The organism is Amycolatopsis sp. cmx-8-4, assembly GCF_046548675.1.
Lineage (GTDB): Bacteria > Actinomycetota > Actinomycetes > Mycobacteriales > Pseudonocardiaceae > Amycolatopsis.
In genome coordinates this window covers 122,294-143,322 of record NZ_JAEBDZ010000022.1, presented here as the reverse complement: position 1 = coordinate 143,322, position 21,029 = coordinate 122,294, and the positions used below count along the sequence as shown (strand labels likewise).

Below are 21,029 nucleotides of genomic sequence, written 5' to 3'. Positions count from 1 at the left end.
CGACTCCGCCAGACCCACGCCTACTTCCGCAACCGCACCACCGAACAAACACTCACCACCGCAGCACCCTGGACCAGCCCCTGGCTACCCGAGAATTTCGGACAAGACTTCTGGCCAGGTGCTTAGCGGGCGGCGACCCACTCGGCGACGGTCGTGACGTCCGCCTGGTGCGGAAACACCTTCTCGGTCAGCACGCGGTGCACCTCGGGGTCGGCGTCGAGGCAGCCGTCGGCCAGGACGGTGAGGCCGAAGTCGAGGTCGGCCGCCTGGCGCAGGGTGGACAGCACGACGCCGCTGGTGGCGATCCCGGTGAGGACCAGGTGGTCGATGCCGCCCGCGCGCAGCACGACGTCCAGGTCGCTGCCGGCGAACGCGCTGACCCGGCGCTTGGTGACGACGACGTCGCCGGCTTCGGGGGCGACGTCCGGGTGCACCCGGGTGAGCTTCTCGTCGAACGGCGCCCCGGAACCCGCGAGCGCGCCGAACATCTTGTTGCGGGAGCTGATTTCCGGGAAACCGGGGCGGAACCCGACGACGACGTAGATCACGGGCGTGCCGCTCGTCCGGGCGGCCTCGATCGCTTCGCGCAGGCGGGGCAGGTAGGCGGGATCGGGGTACCGGTCCACGACGACCGGCTGGACATCCATGACGAGGAGAGCGTGCTTGGCCATCGTCGGCCCCTTCGTGCGTTAAGTCATCAAGTGATTACTTGAAGTCTAGTGGTGCCGCCGCGCGGCCACCGGATGGGGCTTTGACGCATTTCGAGTGTTGCTTGCGTACTAAAGGTTTCCGGACACGGCAGCCCGAACGCGGCCACGGCGTGCGAGCCTTCGTGGAACTCGCGGCGGCTTGAGTCCGGTCAGCCGATGCCGCGCAGGCCGGCGTCGAACGCCCAGCCCGCTTCCGTCGAGTATTCGGGAAGGTCGCCCGAGAAGTACCGCGGACCACCGTCGCAGGCCGGCGCGGGCGGGAGGAGCAGGCCGCCCCAGCGGTCGTGGAAAGCGACGGCCCGGTCGATCTCCGCCGCCGGGATGCCCAGCGGGAGCCACTTCTCGCGGTACGGCTCGATCGACGGCAAGGGAAGCCGGATTCCCTGGGCCTGCACGACGTACTGGCCGGGCCGCCCGGGAGCCGCGCGCTCCCGGACGGCCCGGGGCTCAGCTCACCTGCAGGTCGATGCAGGCGTAGAACGCGTTCACGGTGTCCGCGATGTTCCAGACCGCCAGTACCGTCTGGCGTCCCGTGCGGCCACCCAGATCCACCTGGTGCGAAACGGTGGCCGGCGGCTGCTGGTTGTTGCCCGGGACGCTCGCGATCTTCTCGCTGCCGATGTAGTAGTCGTAGCTGGCCGTGCTGTGGCGGGCCGTGAAGGTCCACGTGAACGTCACCGACCGGCCGACCGGGGCGGCGTTCCAGCCCTTGTTGTTGTCATTGAGCTCGGCGAACTGGGCGTTGCCGCCGTTGCAGGAGGTCAGCCCCTTCGGGCCTTCGACGCTCTGCGGTTCGTACTTGATCTCCCCGCAGGACACGGTGCCCTGGGCGCACTGCGCCTGCCGGCTGGCCGGAGAGTTGACGTAGCCGTGCGCGCTCGCGATGCCGGCCGGGTTGACCAGCACCAGCACCGGCGCCAGCAGCACACCCGCGGCGGCCGCGACCAGTTTCCGGTTCGCTTTCATACCAGCTCCTTCGGGGACGGGCTCGCCTTCCCGCCGCCGGGCACGGCGAAGTCGCGGTCCGGACCCCGCTGGGAGGCCCGCCCGCACCGGGAAGGTGTTCGAGCGAAGGAAATTTGTGGTCTAGACCATACGATGGAAACGGACATGGGTCAACAGGTGGCGACTCTCAAGTCATGTTGGTAAGACGCCAACCATCCGGTAATGTTCCACTGAGCGGGACTCACCCGATCGTGGCGGACCGGACCGGGCGGCGGCGCGCGCCGCGCCTACCACTAGGATTCCGCCCGTGACCACCTACGACGTCGATCCGTTCGAGCACCTGGACGCCACCGCCCTGCCCGAGCGGCAGCAACGGATCCTGGTGGCGATCCGGGACTGCGTGGTCCACCACGGTTACTCGCCGAGCAGCCGGGAGATCGCGGAGATCGTCGGGCTGCGGTCCTCGTCGTCGGTGTCGAAGCACCTGGCGGCCCTGGAGGACAAGGGCTTCCTGAGCCGCGGCGGCTCGGTCGCGCGCCAGCTCGACGTGCGCGCGTTCCTGCGTGACAGCGGCCCCCGCGAGAACGCCGACTCGGTCGCCGTGCCGGTGGTCGGCGACATCGCGGCCGGCACGCCGATCGCGGCCCAGGAGCACGTCGACGACGTCCTGAACCTCCCCCGCGACCTCACCGGCCGCGGCACCGTCTTCGGCCTGCGCGTGCGCGGCGACTCGATGATCGACGCCGCCATCTGCGACGGCGACATCGTCGTGGTCAAGCAGCAGAGCGAAGCCCACTCGGGCCAGATCGTCGCGGCGATGATCGACGAGGAGGCCACGGTCAAGGTCTTCCGCCAACGCGACGGCCACGTCTACCTCGAGCCCCGCAACCCGGCCTACGAGGTCATCGACGGCGACCGCGCGGTCATCCTCGGCACGGTCGTCTCGGTGCTGCGCAGCTTCTGACCGCACCCCCGGGCTCGTCGCTTCCGTGACCGGCGAGCCCGCCGGCTGCTACCAGGTGACGGGCAGCTCGTAGACGCCGTAGACCGACCCGTCGTGCTTGAACGGGACCTGGCCGACCTCGGTGGCCAGCGCGAGCGTCGGGATCCGGCGGTACAGCGTGCTGTAGACGACCTGCAGCTCCAGTCGGGCCAGCGGCTGGCCGAGGCACTGGTGGACGCCGAAGCCGAACGCGATGTGCCGGTGCGCGTCGCGGCTCAGGTCGAGGCGGTCGCCGTCCGGGAACACCTCCGGGTCGCGGTTGGCGATGTCGTTCGCCATGATCATGCCCTCACCCGCGCGCACGGTCTCACCGGCGATCTCGATGTCCTCCAGCGCGAGCCGGCGCCGTCCGTTGTGCGTGATGTTCAGGTAGCGCAACAGTTCCTCGACGGCCGAGGCGACCAGCTTCGGGTCGTCGGCCTCCCTCAGCAGCTTCAGCTGGTCCGGGTGCTCCAGCAGGGCCAGCGTGCCGAGCGCGATCATGTTCGCCGTGGTCTCGTGTCCGGCGATGAGCAGCAGGACACCCATCTGGGCCGCCTCCACCCGGGTCAGCTCCCCCGCGTTGACGCGGGTGGCGAGCCCGGAGAGCAGGTCGTCGGCCGGTTCGGCCAGCTTCTTGCCCATCAGCCCGTCGAGGTAGCCGATGAGCGCCCGGTGCCCGGCGGCGCGCTCCTCGGGCTTCGCGTCCCGGCGGATGATGACCTTGCTGTTCTCCTGGAAGAAGCCGTGGTCGGCGTAGGGCACGCCGAGCAGCTCGCAGATCACCAGCGACGGCACCGGCAGCGCGAACGCCTCGACGAGGTCGACCGGGTTGGGGCCGGCCAGCAGGACGTCGAGCTGGTCGTCGACGATCCGCTGCACCGCCGGGCGCAGCTTCTCGGTGCGCCGGATGGTGAACGGCGCCGTGACCATCCGCCGCAGCCGGGCGTGCTCGGGGTTGTCCATCAGGATGAAGCTGATGCCACTGCCGCCGCCCTTCGGCAGCGGCGCGGGGCTCGGGTACCCGGGCCGGGAGACGTCGGCGCTGACCCGCGGGTCGGCCAGCAGCGTGCGCTGCTCGGCGTAGCGGGTCACCAGCCACGGCGTGGAGCCGTCCCACAGCTTCACCCGCTTGAGCGGGGCCTCCTCCTGCAACGCGCGCGCGGCCGGCGGCGGGTCGAACGGGCAGCCCGCGGCGCGGGTCATCGGGAACTCCGGGATCCCGAGCGTGCTGGTCATCCGGTTCCTCCACAGTGGACGCGGGCGCGGGTCTGCTTGGGCGTGTTCCAGCCGAGGACCACCGTGCATCCTCCTCGTGGTGCGCCGTCAGTACGTCAGCAGTCAACCGAAGGCTGCTACGCTAGTCAAGCGGTTGCTTTAAATCGACCCGAACGCCCGATGCGTCCCCATTCGCGTCCCCGTTGGAGGACCCCGCCCGTGTCCAGACCTTCCGCCCCCGCCGGGGAAACCGCGCCGAGAGCGAACCTCGTCGTCGCGGTCCTCGCGTTCGCCGGCATCGTCGTTTCGCTGATGCAGACGCTCGTGATCCCCTTGATCCCGGCGCTGCCCGGACTGCTGCACGCGTCCGCCTCCGACGCGACCTGGGCCATCACGGCCACCCTGCTGGCGGGCGCGGTCGCGACGCCGACGGTCGGACGGCTCGGCGACATGTACGGCAAGCGGCGGATGCTGCTGGTCAGCCTCGGCGCCCTGGTCGCCGGCTCGGCGATCGGCGCGCTGTCCGACACCCTGGTGCCGATGGTCGCCGGGCGGACGCTGCAGGGCCTCGCGGCGGGCGTCATCCCGCTCGGGATCAGCATCATGCGCGACGAGCTCCCGGCGGAACGGCTCGGCTCGGCGACGGCGCTGATGAGCGCGTCCCTCGGCGTCGGCGGCGCGCTGGGGCTGCCCGCGGCCGCGCTGCTGGCCGAGCACGCCGACTGGCACGTGCTGTTCTGGACCTCGGCCGGGCTCGGCCTGGTCGTCACCGGGCTCGTCGTCGCGCTGGTGCCCGAGTCGCCGGTGCGCACCGGCGGCCGGTTCGACGTGCCGGGCGCGGCCGGGCTGTCGATCGCCCTGGTGTGCCTGCTGCTGGCCATCTCCAAGGGCGCCGACTGGGGCTGGGGCAGCGCGCCGACGCTCGGCCTGTTCGCCGCCGCCGTCGTCATCCTGCTGCTGTGGGGCCGCTGGGAGCTGCGGACCCGGCAGCCGCTGGTCGACCTGCGCACCACCGCGCGGCGCCAGGTGCTGCTGACCAACCTCGCGTCCGCGGTGTTCGGCTTCGCGATGTTCGCGATGTCGCTGGTCCTGCCCCAGCTGCTGCAGCTGCCGGCGGCCACCGGGTACGGCCTCGGCCGGTCGATGCTGGTGGTGGGCCTGGTGATGGCGCCGTCCGGTCTGGTCATGATGGCGCTCGCGCCGGTGTCCGCGCGGATCTCGCGCACCCGCGGCCCGAAGACGACGCTGATGCTCGGCGCGGTGGTCGTCGCGATCGGGTACGCGATCGGCATCGTGCTGATGAGCGAGGTCTGGCACCTGGTCCTGATCTCGTGCGTCATCGGCGGCGGCATCGGCCTCGCCTACGGCGCGATGCCCGGCCTGGTGATGGCGGCGGTCCCGGTGTCGGAAACGGCCGCGGCGAACAGCTTGAACACGCTGATGCGCTCGATCGGCACATCGATCTCCAGCGCGACGGCGGGTCTGGTGCTGGCGCAGCTGACCGTCCAATTCGGACCGGCGACGCTGCCCGCGGCGAGCGGTTTCCGCGTGGTGCTGGCCATGGGCTCCGGCGCGGCCCTCATCGCACTGGCGATCGCCGCGTTCCTGCCCAAGCACACGCGTGCCGCCACGGCGCCCGCGACGCCGGAACCGGTTGCGGCGGCACAAGGCTGACGCGCCTCGGTGCCGCCACACGAGCCGGCGCGCCGGTACCGGCCCCGGTTCGGTGCCGTCGCGTCAGTCGGCGCGGCGATACCGGCCCGGCTCCGCGATGCCGACCGCGTACAGGACCGCGTCTTCCCTCGAGTGGAACCCCGCCTTGGCGAAGAGGTTGTTGATGTGCGTCTTCACCGTGGCTTCACTCATCACCAACCGCCGGGCGATCTCCTGGTTGCGCAGACCTTCGCCGATGAGGTCGAGGATCTCGGTCTCGCGACCGGTCATCGTGAACTTCGCTGTGACACGCCAGCCGTTGCTGATGACCGGGGCTTCCTTCAGACTCACAGAGGCGTCATCGGCGCGGGAAGCCCAGTCGTTACACCAGGTTCCGGATGACCGGAGCGGACCTGTCGAAACTGTCGAACACCGTCCACATGGGACTGAACGTCACGGGACGAGGATCAGCCGGATGGGGTTGCCCGTCTTGTCCGCGAGCTGCTTCACCGCCCGGTCCGCCTCCGCCAGGGGGATGTGCGCGCTGATCGACCGGGACAGGTCGAGCCGGCCGTGACGGGCCAGCGAGACCAGTTCGAGCACGTGCTCGCCCGACGAGCCGAAGTGCCCGAGGATCCGCTGGCCGCGCACGCTCAGCCCGGCGCTGTCCGGGAGGTGCAGCGGCGCGTTCGTGAGCCCGGCGAGCACCATCGCGCCCTGCGCGCCCAGCACCGCGGCCGCCTGCTCGCGCACCGCCGCGTACCCGGCGAAGTCGAACGCGTAGTCCAGCCCGCGGCCACCCGTCAGCGCGCCGATCCGCTCGGCGAAGTCCGCCGCGGCGGGGTCGAGGGCTACGTCCGCGCCGAACGACAGGGCCCGCTCCCGGGCCGCCGGCAGCGGGTCGATCGCGACGATCGGGGCCGCGCCCGCGAGCCGCAGCACCTGCAGGCCATGGACGCCGAGGCCGCCCGCGCCCCACACGCCCGCCGAGTGCGCCGGGCGCACCTGGGCGGTCGCGACGACCGCCGCGTACGGCGTCGACACCGCGTCCGGGATGATCGCCGCCTGGTCGAACGGCAGGTCGTCGGGGATCGGGACGACCGTGTCGGCGCGGGCGAGCGCGTACTCCGCCCAGCCGCCGTCGTAGTGCACGCCCCGCACCCGCGAGCGCAGGCACGGCTGCCGGCGCAGGCAGCGGTCGCAGACCTCGCACGACTGCCCGGCCTGCAGCGTGACGCGCAGGCCGACGGTGAGGTGGGCCGGCACGTCCGGGCCGAGCGCCTCGACCGTGCCCGAGACCTCGTGGCCGAGGGTGACCGTGCCGGTGCCGGGCAGGGTGCCGTCGATGAGGTGCAGGTCGGACAGGCAGACGCCGGCCGCGGCGACCGCGATCCGCACCTCCCCCGGTCCGGGTACCGGAATCGGCACCTCTTCGACGCCGAACTCCCGCTTGTCCAGATCGAGCCGGCCCGCCAGCATCGTGTCGCCCATGCCGTCGATCACACCACAGCCGCCGCAGGAAAGCCGTGAAGGCCTCCTTACCGGCCGTAAGAGCCGGTAAGGAGGCCTTCACGGACAACGACGCTCGGCCTCGGTCCAGGTGATCGGTTGCTTGTGCGGGCCGGTCTCGATGTGGACGGCCGCGTCGAGCGCGATGGTGGGGTGAGGGGTCCGGCATGGCGGGCTCCTCACGAACGCGGGAAAACGGTGCCGTCGAACAACTTCCGTGCTGTGCGGAACACCGTCGAGCGTGCGACTCGCGGTGGCGTCACCGTGGTGTCGAACTCGATCCCGACGCCGAGCGTGCCGCTCGCGTGCTCGATCTCGATCGGCTCGCCGGCGGGTGGGCGGACCAGCAGTTCGTGGCCGACGGCGCCGTCGAGCAGCAGGGCCGTGACGACGCTGACCCCGCCCAGCACGCCGATCGCGGGGTGCGGCTTCACCGGGATGAACGTCCGGGTGGCGATCGCGCCGCCGGCGCGCGGGGCGGCGACGAGCGTGGTCTTGGGGACGGAGCTGCCGCGCACGTCGCCGAGGCCCATCAGCTTGCCCGCTTCGACGCGCAGGGCGTCGATCCGGTCGGCGAGGCCGGCCAGTTCTCCGACCGGTTCGTAGCCGGTGATGCCGAAGTCGGTGGCCCGAGCCACCACGACCGGCATCCCGTTGTCCACACAGGACACTTCGAGGCCGCCGACGTCGTCGCGGACGTGGCCGGTGGGCAGGAGACGGCCGCACACCGAGCCTTCGGTCCCGGTGAAGTCCAGTTCCACGGGCGCGGCCGTGCCGGGCACGCCGGAGATCGCGAGCGAACCGGCGTAGTCGACCTCGCCGCCGGGCGTGGCGAACGTCGAGACCGCGATCGAGCCGGTGTTGACCAGCAGCACGCGCACGGTGGTGCGTTCGCCGGCGGCCGGAACCAGGCCGCGTTCGACGGCGAACTGGCCGACCCCGGCGAGCAGGTTGCCGCAGGTCTGCCGGTCGGAGACGGTGGCGTCGTCGACACCGAGCTGCAGGAACAGGTAGTCGACGTCGCGATCGGGCCCACCCGGCGGGGACACGATGGCCACCTTGCTGGTGACGGGCTGCGCGCCGCCGAGGCCGTCGATCTGGCGCGGGTCGGGGCTGCCCATGATCCGCAGCAGCAGGTCGTCGCGTTCGCCCGGGTCGGCAGGTAGGTCCTCGGCGAGGAAGTAGGCGCCCTTCGAGGTGCCCCCGCGCATGAGCATGCAGCGCACGCCGGTCATCCCTGCTCCTTCTCGTACTCCTCGGCGGTGAGGTAGCGGACGCCCAGGGCGTCGAGCTTCTCGCGCAGGCCGTAGCGGTCGAGACCGAGTTGTCCGGTGGCGAAGGCTTCGCGTGCGGCGGCTTCCTTCTCCAGCCGGGCCTGGGAAGCCGTCAGGCCCGCTTCGACGTCCTGGCGCCGGACGCGCAGCACGCCGTCGTCGTCGGCCAGGATCGCGTCGCCTGGGTGGACGACCTGCCCGCCGAGCACGACCGGGACGTTGACCGCGCCGGCCGTCGCCTTGACCGTGCCCTGGGCGCTGACCGCCGCCGACCACACGGGGAAGCCCAGCGCGCGCAGTTCGGCGACGTCGCGGACGCCGGCGTTGATGATCAGGCCGCGCACGCCGCGGTGGCGCAGCGCGGTGGCGAAGAGTTCGCCGAAGAGGCCGTCGCGGGACGGCGAAGTCGTGGTGACGACCAGGACGTCACCCTCGCGGCACTGCTCGACGGCCGCGTGGATCATCAGGTTGTCCCCCGGCCAGCACAGCGCCGTGACGGCGGTGCCGCCGATCCGCGCGCCGTCCTGGATCGGCCGCAGGTCCGGGCCGAGCAGGCCGCTGCGGCCGAGCGCTTCGTGGACCGTGGCCACGCCGTACTCGGCCAGCCGGGTCACCTGCCCGGCGTCGGCGCGCGGCGGGTTCGTGACGATCACCGGGTTCATGCCCTCGACGCTAGATAGCGTCGACGAAATTGTCAACAATCTTGGCGACGACTGTCCCTCAGTGGAGGTGGGACACCTCGGCGGCGTCGGCCTCACGCAGGGCTTCGATGACGCTCTGCAGGTGGACCCGCGCGGCTTCGGCGGCCTCGACCGGGTGATGCGCGCAGACCGCGTCGATGATCGCGAGGTGCTCGGGCAACGAGACCTGCGGCCGGCCGGGGCGCATGGCCAACCGGAACTGGTGGCGGACGCTCTGCCCGCGCAGCCGTTCGAGGACCTGCGCGGCGGTGCGCTGCCCGCCGATCTCGCGGACCCGGCGGTGCAGCCGCTGGTTGAGCCCGGAGTAGCCGACGACGTCACCACCCGACACGGCGGCGCACATCGCCTCCCCCAGCTCGCGCAGCTCGGCGATCTCGGCGTCGGTGATGCGCTCGGCGGCCTTCGCCGCGCACAGCGACTCAAGCATCATCCGCACCTCGGAGATCTCGACGGCCTCTTCCAGCGAGACCGCGCGCACCCGCGCGCCGCGGTTCTGCACCCGCTCGACCAGGCCTTCGTTGGTGAGCTCGATGAGCGCGGACCGCACGCTGGCGCGGCTGGCCGCGAACTGGGCGGACAGGTCGGCCTCGACCAGCCGCTGGTTGGGGACGAACTCGCCGCGGACGATGGCGTCGCGGACGGCGGCCACCACGGATCGTTCCCCCGGCCCCTGGTCCGCGGCAGTCTCCGTCATACTTCCACCCCTGTTTGTTGACAATTTTGTCGAGCAGATCGTCTACTCGATCGTAGGTGTCCGGAAAGGATTGTGCTATGCGCGGAACCATCGCGGTACTGGGGCTCGGCGAAGCGGGCGGCGCGCTCGCCCGCGACCTGGCGGCGGCCGGCGCGGTGGTCCGCGGTTACGACCCGGCCGTCCCGGCGCCGGCGGGGATCGTCGCCACCGGCTCCGAGGCCGAGGCCGCGAGGGGCGCGGACGTCGTGCTGAGCGTGAACAGCGCGTCGGCCGCCCACGACGCCCTGGCCGCGGGTCTCGCCGGCCTGGAGCCGGACGCCCTCTGGGCCGACCTGAACACGGCGTCCCCCGGAGCGAAGCGCCGGCTGGCCTCGACGGCGGCGGCGCACGGCGCGGGCTTCGCGGACGTCGCGATCATGGCGCCGGTGCCGGGCCGCGGACTGCGGGTCCCGATGCTCGCCACGGGCCCCGCGGCTGCCGCGGTGGCCCGGACACTGAACGAGCTCGGCGCGGCGGTGGAGGTCATGCCGGGCGAGCCCGGGCTGGCCGCCGAGCGGAAGCTGCTGCGGAGCGTGTTCTTCAAGGGCATGTCGGCGGCGGTGGTCGAAGCCCTGCACGCGGCGCGGGCCGCGGACTGCGAAGACTGGCTGCGGCAGCTGATCACCGACGAGCTGACGGCCGCCAACGAGTCCACAGTGGAGCGACTGGTCACGGGCTCCCACACCCACGCGGTCCGCCGCACGGCCGAGATGGCGGCAGCAGCCGAGATGCTCACCGAGCTGGGCGTGCCATCGGACATCGCGGGCGCGGCACGGGACCAGCTGGCCAAGTTGGCGAAGGCGCCGGAGTAAGAGGTCGTGAGTGGTTAGGAGGGTTAGAACCCTCCTAACCACTCACGACCCCCGCGCCGAAGCCGGCGAATCGGCCCCTGCCGCGTACCGGAGCGGCCAACTCACCGCCCAGAGCGGCCAACACGGTGCCCGAGGCGGCCAACACACCAGCCGCAACGGCCAACACGCCGCCAACTGGGCGCGTTGGCCACTCCGGTCGCCGTGTTGGCCACTCCGGTCGCCGTGTTGGCCGCTCCGGTCGCCGTGTTGGCCACTCCGGTCGCTGTGTTGGCCGCTCCGGGCAGCGAGTCAGGCGGCGTGAACGAAACGCCGCGCGAGGATCACCCTCGGGCGGCAAGCCCGTCGAGGTGGACGGCGCCGTGGTGCTCGGCGACGAACTCCGGCCCCTTGACGACGAGCCGCGCCACGGCGGTGGCATGCCCGTGCCCCAGCCCGTGCTCAGCCTTGAGCCAGGCGACGATCTCCCCCTGCTTGGTCAGCCCCTGACCACCCACCAGCTCCAGAAAGCCCCGAGGGGTGATGCCAGTCTGCTTCTCGGCATTGTCGAGGTAGGCCTGAAAAGACACGTCCACTCCCAGAAGTCGAGGTCCCGTTACCCACAACACTCCCACCGACAACTTTTCTTGTCAAGCCCCGACCAGCACAAACCCCAAAGACAGCGGCCACAATATCCACAGTGGACACCATCGAGAAGGCACGAAAATGACCCGAAAGGGGGAACAACAAAAGCGAGCCACCAACCCAACGGAACCACACGCGGGGGGTCCGGGGGCTTGCCCCCGGCGGGGGTGTGGGGGCTCGGCCCCCACAAGACACAACGAGAAGAGCCCTGTTTGCGCAGTCCGCAAACAGGGCTCTACCGCGATTCGGGTGGGCGATACTGGGATCGAACCAGTGACCTCTTCGGTGTGAACGAAGCGCTCTCCCCCTGAGCTAATCGCCCGCGGTACGACCTCCGCTGTGAGGGTTGGGGAACCCTGGTGCGCGATACTGGGATTGAACCAGTGACCTCTTCCGTGTCAGGGAAGCGCTCTCCCGCTGAGCTAATCGCGCGCTCCGGAAGTCCGTACTCGCAGAAGCATATCGGACGGTGATGCGGGGGTCGCAGGGGGTTCCCCTTGCGCCGGAGTGACTGGGACCACGGCCGAAACCGCCGTGACACCGGGGCCGTGAGCCAGGCAGACTGGACGAGAGACCAGCGCACTTACCCCGACCGTCGCCGGCGCGGTGACCAGGAGTTCCCACCTCGATGACCGACACCGTGCACACCGCACCCACCGACGACCGGACGGACGCTCCGGCGGGCTCGGGGCTCCTCATCGGGGTACTCGTGCTGTCGGCGTTCGTGATGATCCTGAACGAGACGATCCTGAGTGTCGCGTTGCGGGACCTGACCGTCGACCTGCACGTGCCGACGACCACCGTGCAGTGGCTGACCAGCGGGTTCCTGTTGACGATGGCCGTGGTGATCCCGGCGACGGGGTTCCTGCTCGAGCGGTTCACGCCGCGGCAGGTGTTCCTCGTGTCGCTGACGGCGTTCAGCCTCGGCACGCTGATCTGCGCGCTCGCGCCCGGGTTCGGGGTGCTGATGGTCGGGCGTGTCGTGCAGGCGTGCGGCACGGCCGTGATGCTGCCGCTGCTGATGACGACCGTGATGCGGCTGGTGCCGCCGCAGCGGCGGGGCGCGACGATGGGCACGATCACGATCGTCATCGCCGTGGCGCCGGCGATCGGGCCGACGATCGGCGGCGCGGTGCTGTCGGGGCTGGGCTGGCGGTGGATGTTCTGGATCGTGCTGCCGCTGTCGCTGGCGGCGCTGGTGATCGGCCTGCTGCGGCTGCGGCTGCACAGCGAGACCCGCCGGGTGCCGCTGGACGTGCCGTCGGTGCTGCTGTCCGCGATCGGTTTCGGCGGGCTGCTGTACGGGCTGTCCTCGACCGGCGAGGCCGCCGGGGTGGAGCCGCCGGTGCCGGCGTGGCTGCCGATCGTCGTCGGGCTGATCTCGCTGGCGGTGTTCACGTGGCGCCAGGTATGCCTGCAACGCCGTGACCGCGCGCTGCTGGACCTGCGGCCGTTCACCCACCGCCCGTTCGTGGTGGCGCTGGTGCTGACGGCGTTGCTGTTCGTCTGCCTGATCGGCGCGGCCGCGATCCTGCTGCCGCTCTACCTGCAGACGGTGCTGAAGACGAGCACGTTCGTCAGCGGCCTGGCGGTGCTGCCGGGCGGGCTCGTGCTGGGCTTGCTGGGCCGTCCGGTGGGCGCGTTGTTCGACCGGGTGGGCGCACGCCCGCTGGTCATCCCCGGCGCGGCGGCCATGGCGCTGTCGCTGTGGCTGTTCACGCTGCTGGGGCCGGCGTCGCCGCTGATCGCGGTGATCGGGATCCACGTGCTGCTGATGGCCGGGCTGGGCCTGATGATGACGCCGCTGATGACGGAGTCGCTCGGCGTGCTGCCCGAGCACCTGTATTCCCACGGCAGCGCGATCCTCTCGACGTTGCAGCAGGTGGCGGGCGCGATGGGCACGGCGTTGTTCGTCAGCGTGGCCACGCTCGGCACCGCGGACGCGACGGCGGGCAGCCCGGACGCGTCGGGGCTGCGGATGGCGTTCGTCGTCGCCGGGTGCATCGGCCTGGTGGCCTTCGCGCTCAGCTGGCTGATCCGCCGCTCCAGTGGCACGTCCACCGAGCCGGCAGTGTCCACTTCGGACTGATTCCCGCTCGGCGAAAGCCCGGAGCGGCGCGGGTCAAGGGAGCATGCGGCCGAGGAGCGCGCCGAGCCGGTGGCGTTCGGCCGGGGTGAGGTCGCGGGTCAGCGGCGCCAGCAGCCCGGCGATCTCCGCCTCCAGTTTCCGGGCGAGGTGGTGCGCCTCTTCGGTCAGGCCGACGCGCACCGCGCGCCCGTCGTCTTCGCTGGCCGCCCGCCGGACCAGGCCGCGCTTGACGGCCCGGTCGACCAGACCGGTCACCGACGAGCGGTCCAGCCCGAGGTAGTCCGCCAGCTCCGCCATCTTCGGCGTGCGGTCGCGCAGGATCGCCAGCGCGCGCAGCTGCGTCAGCGACAGGTCGTGCGCGGCCGCCGCGCGGCTGAGCAGCGCCATCACCGTGAAGGACACCTGGACCAGGTGGTCCAGCACCTCGTCGGGCCCGGGTTCGGTCATGCCGCCACACTACCTTGAACTAGTTGGTAGTACCAGCTAATCTACTTGGCACTACCAACTACTTCTCGAGGAGTCACCATGCGCGCAGCGGTCGTCACGTCGTTCGGCACACCGCCGAGCTGCCAGGACTTTCCCGTCCCCGCGCCGGGAACGCCGGACGAGGTGCTCGTCGACGTCGTCGCCGTCGGCCTGCACCCGCGGGTGCGCTCGCAGGCCGACGGTTCGCACTACACCGAGTCCGCCGAGCTGCCGTTCGTGCCCGGCATCGACGGCGTGGGCCGCGCGCCCGACGGCCGCCTGCGCTACTTCGTCCTGCCGGACACGGCGATGGGCGCGCTGGCCGAGCGGACGGTCGTCGACCCGCGCCGCAGTGTCGTGCTGCCCGACGGCGTCGACCCGGTGCTCGTGGCCGCGGGCATGAACCCGGCGATGTCGGCGTGGATCGCGCTGCGACAGCGGATCGAGTTCACGGCCGGGCAGGACGTCCTGGTCCTGGGCGCGACCGGCAACGCGGGCCGGCTGGCCGTCCAGGTGGCCCGGCACCTCGGCGCCGGGCGGGTCGTCGCCGCGGGCCGGGACCCCGGCCGCCTCGCGACGCTGCCGGGCCTGGGCGCCGACGTCGCGGTCCCCCTCGCCGACGTCGGCGCGGCGGGCGCGGACGTCGACGTGGTCCTGGACTACGTCTGGGGCGAACCGACGGCCGAGGCGATGCGCGAGATCGTCACGCACCGCGGCGACCGGGCCCGCCCGCTGACGTGGATCGAGATCGGCTCGGTCGCGGGCCGGACGGCGTCGCTGCCCTCCGCCGCGTTGCGGGCCGCGCGGCTGCAGCTGGTGGGCAGCGGCCAGGGTTCGGTGCCGACGCGGGACATCGTCGCCGAACTGCCCGCCCTCGCGGCGGAAGTCGGCCGCGGCACCTTCCGGATCGACACGCGCACGGTCCCGCTGGAGGACGTCGAAGCGGCGTGGAAGGACGACGGCGACGACCGGCGCGTGGTGATCGTCCCCTGACCGCCGGGGCCGTAAGCCGTGAATGGCACATTGAGGGACTCTGAGTCCCTCAATGTGCCATTCACGGGCTTCAGGCGACCTTCGGGGTGGCTCGGACTCCGCTGTGCAGGTACCGCTCGCCCGTCGGGAGCTGGTAGAACGTCACCGACTGCCATGAGCGCGTGCCCGCCGGGCGCAAGGCGAACTGGGTCGCGCTGATCGGGATCAGGTCGTCCTCCGTCGTCGGTTCCGGGACCAGCTCGGCGAGCGGGCCCGTGACCGTCTGGCGGATGCGTAGGCCCGAGTCCGTGCTGAGGATCTCCGTCCGCACCGACTCCCGCTCGTAGGTCCCGAGGTACTCCGAGACGTCGACCGCGGGCGGTGTGGCAGCGGGCGAAAGCGGTTGCGGCATCGCCACTCCCGCCAGTTCCGCGAAGATCTCGCGGTACAGCTCCTCGTACAGGTCGTGCGTGCCACCGCCGTTGGCGAGCAGCGTGACCGCGAGGCCCTGGTCCGGCAGGATGCGGAGGAACGCCGCCTGGCCGATCGTGTTGCCGTCGTGGCCGTAGACGCGGTGGCCGTCCCAGTCGAAGCGGATCCAGCCCAGGCCCCACGAATCACCGAGCGTGTGCTTGTCCGGCATGTCCGCCTGCCACTGCGTCATCGCCGTGGCGGACGCCTCCGAGAGGACGCGCGTGCCGTCCGGGCCGAGGCCGCCCCGCAGGTGCAGGCGGGCGAACGCCAGGACGTCCGCCGGGGTCGCCGTGATCAGGCCGGCCGGGCCCGCCGAGCGCGGCAGGCCCCAGACCGGCGCCGGCCGCGGCTCCTCGTCGCCCGCCGCGACGTGGCCCATCGCCGCGCCGAACAGCAGCGCCTCCTCGGGCAGGGTGCCCGTGTGCGTCAGGCCGAGCGGGGTGAACAGCCGCTCCCGCAACGCCGCGTCCCAGGTCTTGCCGGTCAGCTTCTCGATGACGCGGCCGGCCAGGATGAAGCCCGAGTTGCAGTAGGACAGCGTCGCGCCGAGCGGGTGGGTCTGGGCGGCCTGGTCCAGCACGGCGACGTACTTCTCCACGCAGTCGTCGCCGCGGCCGGTGTCGGTGAAGACGTCGCCGTCGATGCCGCTGGTGTGGGTCAGCAGGTGCCGCAGCGTCACCTGCTTGGTGACGTCCGGGTCGGCCAGCCGCAGCTCCGGCAGCACGTCGGCGATCGGCGCGTCCAGGTCCAGCAGGCCCTCGTCGACCAGCTGCATGGCGACGGTCGCCGTCCACACCTTGGTGATCGAGCCGATCTGGAACACCGACTCGCCGGTGACGGCGACGCCAGTCGCCTTGTTCAGCACGCCGGTGTGCGCGAAGGCCTGCTCGTCACCGTCGAGGCGCAGGATGCCCAGGGTCGCGCCGGGGACGCGGTACTTGCGCGCGAGCGCGGTCAGCCGCCGCTGCCAGTGCGCGCCGTCGAGTGGGACCCGCCCCGGCGAGCCCGCGTACTGCTCGACCCAGTCGACGACGCGGCGGTTGAAGTCCGTGCGGTGCGAGGGTTTTCCCTCCAGGATGAACAGGTGTGACGCGCCGGGGTAGAGCACCAGCCGGGTCGGCACGCCCTGCTCGCGCAGCGCCGTGAACCACTGCTCGGCCTGCCCGACCGGGCAGCGGTCGTCGTCGGCGCCGTGCACCACGAGCGTCGGCGTGCGGACCTGCCCGACCCGGGCCAGCGGCGACGACGCGCCGAAGTGCGCCTCGTCCACAGAGGACGCTCCGCCCAGTTCGACGACGCCGAGGTAGTGCCCGCTGTCGGACGTGCCGGCCATGCTGACCGCGTCGCTGACGACGCCGCCGGCGACGGCCGCGGCGAACCGGTCGTCGTGGCTGGTCAGGTAGCACGTCATGAAGCCGCCGTAGCTGTAGCCGGAGACGGCGAGCCGCTGCGCGTCCGCGACCCCTTCGGCGACGAGCGCGTCCAGTGGCTCGAGGAAGTCCTTGGCGTCGGCGACACCCCAGGCGCCGACGGCCGCGGTGTAGAACGCTTCGCCGTAGCCGTCGCTGCCGCGCGGGTTGAGCAGCAGCACCGCCCAGCCGCGCGCGGCCAGCTGCTGGTGGTAGCTGTGGACGGCGTCGGCGGTGCCGCTCCACGCGTTGTGCGGGCCGCCGTGGATGTCCAGCAGCAGCGGCCGCGGGCCGGTGCGGGCGGGGTCGCGCACCAGCCAGCCGTGCACGACCGTGCCGTCCGAGATGGTGAACTCGCGCTCCTCGCGGGTGAACAGCTCGACCTCGGCCCCGCTGCCGTGCGTGGTGAGGACTTCGGGCGCTCCCCCGGCGACGGCGACCGTCGCGATCTCGCCGTACGACGTCGGCGTGGACAGGACGACCGCAACGGTGTCTCCGGCGACGGACACGTCGGACAGGGTGTTCCCGGTGCCCCCGGCCACCAGCCGCGGTTCGCCGCCATCGACGCCGACCGCGTAGACGTGGGTGTACCCGCGGTCGCGAACGCAGAACAGCACGGTCGCGCCGTCCCCGCTCAGCACCGGGATCGCGCCGGGGTAGCCCGGCCCGCCGGGCATCACGTTGCGGTCCAGCGGCGCGGCCAGGTCGACGGTTTCCCCGCCGTCCACGGGAATCCGCAGCAGGCCGAGGTGGCCGGGCGCGGTGTCGCGGCGGCCGGCGACGAGCAGCGCGGCGCCGTCGGCGGTCCAGGTGACCGTGCCACACATGCCGTCGCCGGAGCCGACCGGGCGCGGCTCGGCGAGGCGGTTGCCGGCTTCGAGGACGTAGGCGCCGGAGCGGAACGTCAGGTCGGCGTCGGCCTCCGGGCCGGCCGGGAAGGCCAGCAGCGCACCGTCCGGCGACCACGCGGGATCGCCCGCGTGCCAGTCCCCCGCCGTCACCTGCCGGACGTCGCCCGAGGCGACGTCGAGGACGTGGACGTGCTTGCGCAGGGTCCGCAGCAGCCCGGCGCCGTCGGCCTTGAAGTCGAGCCGGTCGGCGACCACCGGGGCACCCGCGCGGCGGCCGCGGGCGGCGTCGTCGTCACCTTCGTCCGCGGCCAGGTCGACCGGGGCGGAGAAGGCGATCTCGGCGCCGTCCGGCCGCCACACCGGGCTACCCGCGCCGAGCGGGAGCGTGGTGACCTGCTCGGGTTCGCCGCCGTCGGCGGGCAGCAGCCACAGCTGCGCCGGGCCGTCCGCGGCGCGCAGGAACGCGATCCGCGTGCCGTCGGGCGACCACACCGGGGCGAGGTCGGCGGTCCCGCGGGTCAGCCGGCGCGCCGGGCCGCCGCTCGTGGCGACCAGCCAGAGCGACCGGGTGTCGCGGTCCGCGTCGCGGTCGGCGGTGCGCACGACGTAGGCGATCCGCGTGCCGTCCGGGGAGAGCGCGGGCTGTTCCGGGAACTCCAGGGCGTACAGGTCGTCGGCGCTCAGGCGGCGGGTCATGCGGATCTCCTCGTGGGATTCGGCGCAGTGGGAATCGGTGCGGTCGTGGCGAAGTGGCACGCCGCGGCGTGGGGCCGTTCCGCGGCCGCGGCGGCCGGGTCGGCGCTGAGGCAGACGGTGCGGTCGGGGTGCACGAGCGGGCCGATCGGGCACCGCGGGTGGTAGTGGCAGCCGGACGGCGGGTGGTGCGGGTCGGCGGGTTCGGTGTCGGCGAGCGCGTCGACGCCGGGGTCGTCGAGCAGGCCGTGCGTCGCGGACGGCGCGGCGGCCAGCAGCTCCCGGGTGTAGGGGTGCCGCGGATCGGTGAGCACCTGCTCGGCCGGGCCGGCCTCGACGATCCGGCCGAGGTACATCACGGCGACGAAGTCGCTCACGTACCGCACCACGGCGAGGTTGTGGGAGATGAACAGCATCGACAGCGCGAGGCGCCGCTGGACGTCGCGGACCAGGTTGAGCACGGCGCCCTGCACCGAGACGTCCAGGGCGGAGGTGATCTCGTCGGCGATCAGCACCTTCGGCTGCCCGGCGAGCGCCCGGGCGAGGGCGACGCGCTGGCGTTGCCCACCGGACAGCTGACCGGGCAGCGTCGTGGCGCGTTCCGGGTCCAGGTTCACCAGTTCGAGCAGCCGCGCCACCTCGGCTCGCCGGGCAGCCGCGCCGCGGTGCGCGCCGCGCGGCATCGCTTCGGCGATGGACTCGCCGACGGCCATCCGCGGGTCCAGCGAGGAGTACGGGTCCTGGAACACCATCTGCAGCGGCTTGCGCCGGGGCAGGCGTCGCACGTCGACGCCGTCGAGCAGTACCCGGCCGCCGCTGACCGGGGCCAGCCCGACCGCGGCCCGGGCCAGCGTCGACTTGCCGGAGCCGGACTCGCCGACCAGGCCGACGACCTGTCCGGACGGGACGGTCAGGCTGCCCCCGTCCACCGCCGTCAACCGGCCGTATCGGACGCTCACCGTGTCGAACCGCAGCTCGCTCACGCGGCACCATCCTTTCGCGACTGTCCGGAAAGGACACTCACGGCGGTTTCGTGCGGGTGCCAGCACGCCACGCCGTGGCCGTCTTCGGTCCGTTCGAGCACGGGATCCTCGGTGAGACAACGATCGGTCGCCATGGGGCACCGCGCCGCGAAGGCACATCCGACGGGAACCTGGTCCGGCTCCGGTGGCCGGCCGGGGATCACGGCGAGGGGCTCGTCGCGGTCGGTGCCGAGGTCGACCGTGGTGGCCAGCAGCGCCCGGGTGTACGGGTGGCGGGCCGCGCCCGGGAGGTCCGCCGTCGGCAGGTCCTCGACGACGCGGCCGGCGTACATCACCAGCATCCGTTCGCACGTCTGGGAAACCACCGCGATGTCGTGGCTGATCAGCAGGATCGCCGCGCCCTCGGCGTCGCGCGTGCGGGCCAGCAGCCGCAGCACCTGCCGCTGGACCGTGACGTCGAGGGCCGTGGTCGGCTCGTCCGCGACGATCAGCTTCGGCGAGCCCATCAGGCCCATCCCGATCATCGCGCGCTGGCGCATGCCGCCGGAGAACTCGTGCGGGTACTGCCGGGCGCGCCGCCGGGCGGCCGGGACGCGCACCGCGGCGAGCCGGTCCACCGCGCGCTCGAACGCCGCGCGCCGCGACAGGCCGTGGTGCTGCTCGGACACCTCCGCCAGCTGCCCGCCGACGCGCCGCGCCGGGTTGAACGAGGTCATCGGGTCCTGGAACACCATGGCCAGCGACGTCCCGAGCAGGCCGCGCAGCTCGCGGTCGGACGCGGTGAGCAGCGACGTCCCGGCGAACTCCAGCCGGTCCGCCGTCACCACCCCCGGCAGCTCGATCAGCCGTGACACGGCCAGCGCCGTCAGGCTCTTGCCGGAGCCGGACTCGCCGACGACGCCGATCGCCTCGCCGGCCCGCACGGTGAAACTCACGCCACGCACCGGCACCGTCCACCCACCCGCTCGCGGGAACGCCACCTGCAGGTTCTCGACGACGAGCACCGCGTCGTCCGCCGGCGCCTCGACGACCGCGGGCCGCGGCACGGGCACCGGGCCGGACGCGCTCCGCGCGGCGCGGGAGCGGACCCCGACCACGGCGGCGACGGTCTCCCCGACCAGGTTGAACGCCAGCCCGGCGAGCACCACGGCGACGCCGGGCGCGATCGCGGCCACCGGCGTCACGTAGATCCCGTCCAGGCCTTCGCGCAGCAGCCGGCCCCAGTCGTAGTCCGGGGCCTGCACGCCGATGCCGAGGAACGAGAGCCCGGCGAAGGCGAGCAACGACGACCCGGCGCCGATGGTCGCGTTCACGACCAGCGGTTCGCCGATGTTCGGCAGCACGTGCCGGGCCAGCAGCCGGATCCGGCCGACGCCGGACACCCGGGCCGCGGCGACGAAGTCCCGCCCGGCCACCGACGCCGAGAGCGTCTGGACCAGCCGGGCGAACGCCGGCGCCATCGCGAACGCGATCGCCAGCACCGCACCGTGCGTGCCGACGCCGAAGATCACCGCGAAGAACAGCGCCAGCAGCAGCCCGGGGAACGCGACGGCGATGTTGATCGCCGCGGTGAGCAGCCGGCCGGCCCACCGGGGCAGCACCGCCGGCAACGACCCGAGGAGCACCCCGGCGCCCACGCCGATCACGGTCGCGAGCACCGCGAGGCCGACCGACAGCCGGGTCGCGACGAGCGTGCGCAGGAAGATGTCGCGGCCGAGGGAGTCGGTGCCGAACGGGTGCGCCGCGGACGCGCCCTGGCCGATCGCGTCGGTGTCGACCACCGCGGCGCCGTCGCCCCAGAACAGCGGCGCCAGCACGGACAGCGCGATCACCAGCACCAGCAGCACCGCCGAGCACGCGCCCACCGGCGTGCGCACGGCCGTCGTCCACACCGAGCCGCGCTTCTTCCCTGAACCACGCCGTGCGCGCATCGCC

18 protein-coding genes, 2 tRNA genes and 2 pseudogenes are annotated in these 21,029 nt (G+C 72.5%); 6 read left to right on the top strand and 16 right to left on the bottom strand.

All coding sequences use genetic code 11. The features are described from left to right. A pseudogene (locus ACLJQZ_RS35795) lies at positions 1-126 on the top strand (IS630 family transposase); the annotation flags it as partial. Here ACLJQZ_RS35795 and ACLJQZ_RS35790 read toward each other — a convergent pair. The 3 genes from ACLJQZ_RS35790 to ACLJQZ_RS35780 form a co-directional block, all read right to left on the bottom strand. Then, positions 123-671: a cysteine hydrolase family protein gene (locus ACLJQZ_RS35790; RefSeq protein WP_410624557.1), complete on the bottom strand. Its 549-nt coding sequence runs from the start codon at positions 669-671 to the stop codon at positions 123-125. The pseudogene ACLJQZ_RS35795 and the gene ACLJQZ_RS35790 overlap by 4 nt on opposite strands. 188 nt (positions 672-859) lie before the next feature. Further along, on the bottom strand, positions 860-1,078 hold the full coding sequence (locus ACLJQZ_RS35785) for a hypothetical protein (RefSeq protein WP_410624555.1): 219 nt from the start codon (positions 1,076-1,078) through the stop codon (positions 860-862). A gap of 79 nt (positions 1,079-1,157) precedes the next feature. Next, a complete protein-coding gene (locus tag ACLJQZ_RS35780) occupies positions 1,158-1,676 on the bottom strand; it encodes a lytic polysaccharide monooxygenase auxiliary activity family 9 protein (RefSeq protein ID WP_410624553.1) in 519 nt (172 codons plus the stop codon). Between the two features lie 286 nt (positions 1,677-1,962). Between ACLJQZ_RS35780 and lexA the strand changes: the two genes are divergently transcribed. Continuing rightward, on the top strand, positions 1,963-2,619 hold the full coding sequence (gene lexA, locus ACLJQZ_RS35775) for a transcriptional repressor LexA (RefSeq protein WP_410624551.1): 657 nt from the start codon (positions 1,963-1,965) through the stop codon (positions 2,617-2,619). Positions 2,620-2,667: 48 nt separating this feature from the next. Here the strand turns inward: lexA and ACLJQZ_RS35770 are convergent, their stop codons facing one another. Then, a complete protein-coding gene (locus ACLJQZ_RS35770) occupies positions 2,668-3,876 on the bottom strand; it encodes a cytochrome P450 (RefSeq protein ID WP_410624549.1) in 1,209 nt (402 codons plus the stop codon). A gap of 198 nt (positions 3,877-4,074) precedes the next feature. On the opposite strand from ACLJQZ_RS35770, the gene ACLJQZ_RS35765 reads away from it, so the two are divergent. Continuing rightward, positions 4,075-5,529: an MFS transporter gene (locus tag ACLJQZ_RS35765; RefSeq protein WP_410624547.1), complete on the top strand. Its 1,455-nt coding sequence runs from the start codon at positions 4,075-4,077 to the stop codon at positions 5,527-5,529. Between the two features lie 63 nt (positions 5,530-5,592). Here the strand turns inward: ACLJQZ_RS35765 and ACLJQZ_RS35760 are convergent. The 5 genes and pseudogenes from ACLJQZ_RS35760 to ACLJQZ_RS35740 form a co-directional block, all read right to left on the bottom strand. Further along, positions 5,593-5,799: pseudogene (locus ACLJQZ_RS35760) on the bottom strand (response regulator transcription factor); the annotation flags it as partial. A gap of 162 nt (positions 5,800-5,961) precedes the next feature. After that, positions 5,962-6,999, bottom strand: coding sequence for a zinc-binding dehydrogenase (locus tag ACLJQZ_RS35755; protein WP_410624545.1), 1,038 nt, complete (start codon positions 6,997-6,999; stop codon positions 5,962-5,964). Between the two features lie 197 nt (positions 7,000-7,196). Then, positions 7,197-8,252 (bottom strand): 4-oxalomesaconate tautomerase, encoded by a 1,056-nt coding sequence (locus ACLJQZ_RS35750; protein WP_410624543.1) that lies wholly within the window; start codon positions 8,250-8,252, stop codon positions 7,197-7,199. Continuing rightward, positions 8,249-8,953, bottom strand: a complete 705-nt coding sequence (locus tag ACLJQZ_RS35745) for a 4-carboxy-4-hydroxy-2-oxoadipate aldolase/oxaloacetate decarboxylase (protein WP_410624541.1) — start codon at positions 8,951-8,953, stop codon at positions 8,249-8,251. The genes ACLJQZ_RS35750 and ACLJQZ_RS35745 overlap by 4 nt, the downstream gene beginning before the upstream one ends. Before the next feature lie 58 nt (positions 8,954-9,011). Beyond that, positions 9,012-9,686, bottom strand: a complete 675-nt coding sequence (locus tag ACLJQZ_RS35740) for a GntR family transcriptional regulator (RefSeq protein WP_410624539.1) — start codon at positions 9,684-9,686, stop codon at positions 9,012-9,014. Positions 9,687-9,763: 77 nt separating this feature from the next. Between ACLJQZ_RS35740 and ACLJQZ_RS35735 the strand changes: the two genes are divergently transcribed. Further along, positions 9,764-10,537, top strand: coding sequence for a DUF1932 domain-containing protein (locus ACLJQZ_RS35735; RefSeq protein WP_410624537.1), 774 nt, complete (start codon positions 9,764-9,766; stop codon positions 10,535-10,537). A 320-nt stretch (positions 10,538-10,857) separates the two neighbouring features. Here the strand turns inward: ACLJQZ_RS35735 and ACLJQZ_RS35730 are convergent, their stop codons facing one another. From ACLJQZ_RS35730 to ACLJQZ_RS35720, 3 genes are all read right to left on the bottom strand, one after another. Beyond that, positions 10,858-11,103: a DUF4287 domain-containing protein gene (locus ACLJQZ_RS35730; RefSeq protein ID WP_328453997.1), complete on the bottom strand. Its 246-nt coding sequence runs from the start codon at positions 11,101-11,103 to the stop codon at positions 10,858-10,860. A 305-nt stretch (positions 11,104-11,408) separates the two neighbouring features. Further along, positions 11,409-11,480: transfer RNA gene (locus ACLJQZ_RS35725), tRNA-Val, on the bottom strand. 35 nt (positions 11,481-11,515) lie between these two features. After that, a tRNA-Val gene (locus ACLJQZ_RS35720) sits at positions 11,516-11,590 on the bottom strand. Between the two features lie 196 nt (positions 11,591-11,786). Here ACLJQZ_RS35720 and ACLJQZ_RS35715 point away from each other — a divergent pair. Next, entirely contained in the window at positions 11,787-13,247 is a 1,461-nt protein-coding gene (locus ACLJQZ_RS35715) for a DHA2 family efflux MFS transporter permease subunit (protein ID WP_410624535.1), read from the top strand. Between the two features lie 33 nt (positions 13,248-13,280). Here the strand turns inward: ACLJQZ_RS35715 and ACLJQZ_RS35710 are convergent, their stop codons facing one another. Continuing rightward, the gene (locus tag ACLJQZ_RS35710) at positions 13,281-13,694 is read right to left on the bottom strand and encodes a MarR family winged helix-turn-helix transcriptional regulator (protein WP_410624533.1); all 414 of its coding nucleotides are present in this window, start codon (positions 13,692-13,694) and stop codon (positions 13,281-13,283) included. A 78-nt stretch (positions 13,695-13,772) separates the two neighbouring features. Between ACLJQZ_RS35710 and ACLJQZ_RS35705 the strand changes: the two genes are divergently transcribed. After that, on the top strand, positions 13,773-14,705 hold the full coding sequence (locus tag ACLJQZ_RS35705) for a quinone oxidoreductase family protein (RefSeq protein ID WP_410624531.1): 933 nt from the start codon (positions 13,773-13,775) through the stop codon (positions 14,703-14,705). Between the two features lie 70 nt (positions 14,706-14,775). Here the strand turns inward: ACLJQZ_RS35705 and ACLJQZ_RS35700 are convergent, their stop codons facing one another. From ACLJQZ_RS35700 to ACLJQZ_RS35690, 3 genes are read right to left on the bottom strand one after another with little or no spacing between them, the layout of a single operon-like run. Then, positions 14,776-18,114 (bottom strand): serine hydrolase, encoded by a 3,339-nt coding sequence (locus ACLJQZ_RS35700; protein WP_410624529.1) that lies wholly within the window; start codon positions 18,112-18,114, stop codon positions 14,776-14,778. Then, entirely contained in the window at positions 18,111-19,094 is a 984-nt protein-coding gene (locus tag ACLJQZ_RS35695) for an ABC transporter ATP-binding protein (protein ID WP_410624527.1), read from the bottom strand. Before ACLJQZ_RS35695 ends, ACLJQZ_RS35700 begins: the two co-directional genes overlap by 4 nt. Then, entirely contained in the window at positions 19,091-21,025 is a 1,935-nt protein-coding gene (locus tag ACLJQZ_RS35690) for a dipeptide/oligopeptide/nickel ABC transporter permease/ATP-binding protein (protein WP_410624525.1), read from the bottom strand. The genes ACLJQZ_RS35695 and ACLJQZ_RS35690 overlap by 4 nt, the downstream gene beginning before the upstream one ends. Between the last annotated feature and the right edge of the window lie 4 nt (positions 21,026-21,029).

What these genes read in the sequence shown, in the direction of transcription:
- ACLJQZ_RS35790 (WP_410624557.1), bottom strand. Translation starts at nt 671, where the DNA reads ATGGCCAAGCACGCTCTCCTCGTCATGGATGTCCAGCCGGTCGTCGTG.
- ACLJQZ_RS35780 (WP_410624553.1), bottom strand. Translation starts at nt 1,676, where the DNA reads ATGAAAGCGAACCGGAAACTGGTCGCGGCCGCCGCGGGTGTGCTGCTG.
- ACLJQZ_RS35770 (WP_410624549.1), bottom strand. Translation starts at nt 3,876, where the DNA reads ATGACCAGCACGCTCGGGATCCCGGAGTTCCCGATGACCCGCGCCGCG.
- ACLJQZ_RS35755 (WP_410624545.1), bottom strand. Translation starts at nt 6,999, where the DNA reads ATGGGCGACACGATGCTGGCGGGCCGGCTCGATCTGGACAAGCGGGAG.
- ACLJQZ_RS35750 (WP_410624543.1), bottom strand. Translation starts at nt 8,252, where the DNA reads ATGACCGGCGTGCGCTGCATGCTCATGCGCGGGGGCACCTCGAAGGGC.
- ACLJQZ_RS35745 (WP_410624541.1), bottom strand. Translation starts at nt 8,953, where the DNA reads ATGAACCCGGTGATCGTCACGAACCCGCCGCGCGCCGACGCCGGGCAG.
- ACLJQZ_RS35740 (WP_410624539.1), bottom strand. Translation starts at nt 9,686, where the DNA reads ATGACGGAGACTGCCGCGGACCAGGGGCCGGGGGAACGATCCGTGGTG.
- ACLJQZ_RS35735 (WP_410624537.1), top strand. Translation starts at nt 9,764, where the DNA reads ATGCGCGGAACCATCGCGGTACTGGGGCTCGGCGAAGCGGGCGGCGCG.
- ACLJQZ_RS35715 (WP_410624535.1), top strand. Translation starts at nt 11,787, where the DNA reads ATGACCGACACCGTGCACACCGCACCCACCGACGACCGGACGGACGCT.
- ACLJQZ_RS35710 (WP_410624533.1), bottom strand. Translation starts at nt 13,694, where the DNA reads ATGACCGAACCCGGGCCCGACGAGGTGCTGGACCACCTGGTCCAGGTG.
- ACLJQZ_RS35705 (WP_410624531.1), top strand. Translation starts at nt 13,773, where the DNA reads ATGCGCGCAGCGGTCGTCACGTCGTTCGGCACACCGCCGAGCTGCCAG.
- ACLJQZ_RS35700 (WP_410624529.1), bottom strand. Translation starts at nt 18,114, where the DNA reads ATGACCCGCCGCCTGAGCGCCGACGACCTGTACGCCCTGGAGTTCCCG.
- ACLJQZ_RS35690 (WP_410624525.1), bottom strand. Translation starts at nt 21,025, where the DNA reads ATGCGCGCACGGCGTGGTTCAGGGAAGAAGCGCGGCTCGGTGTGGACG.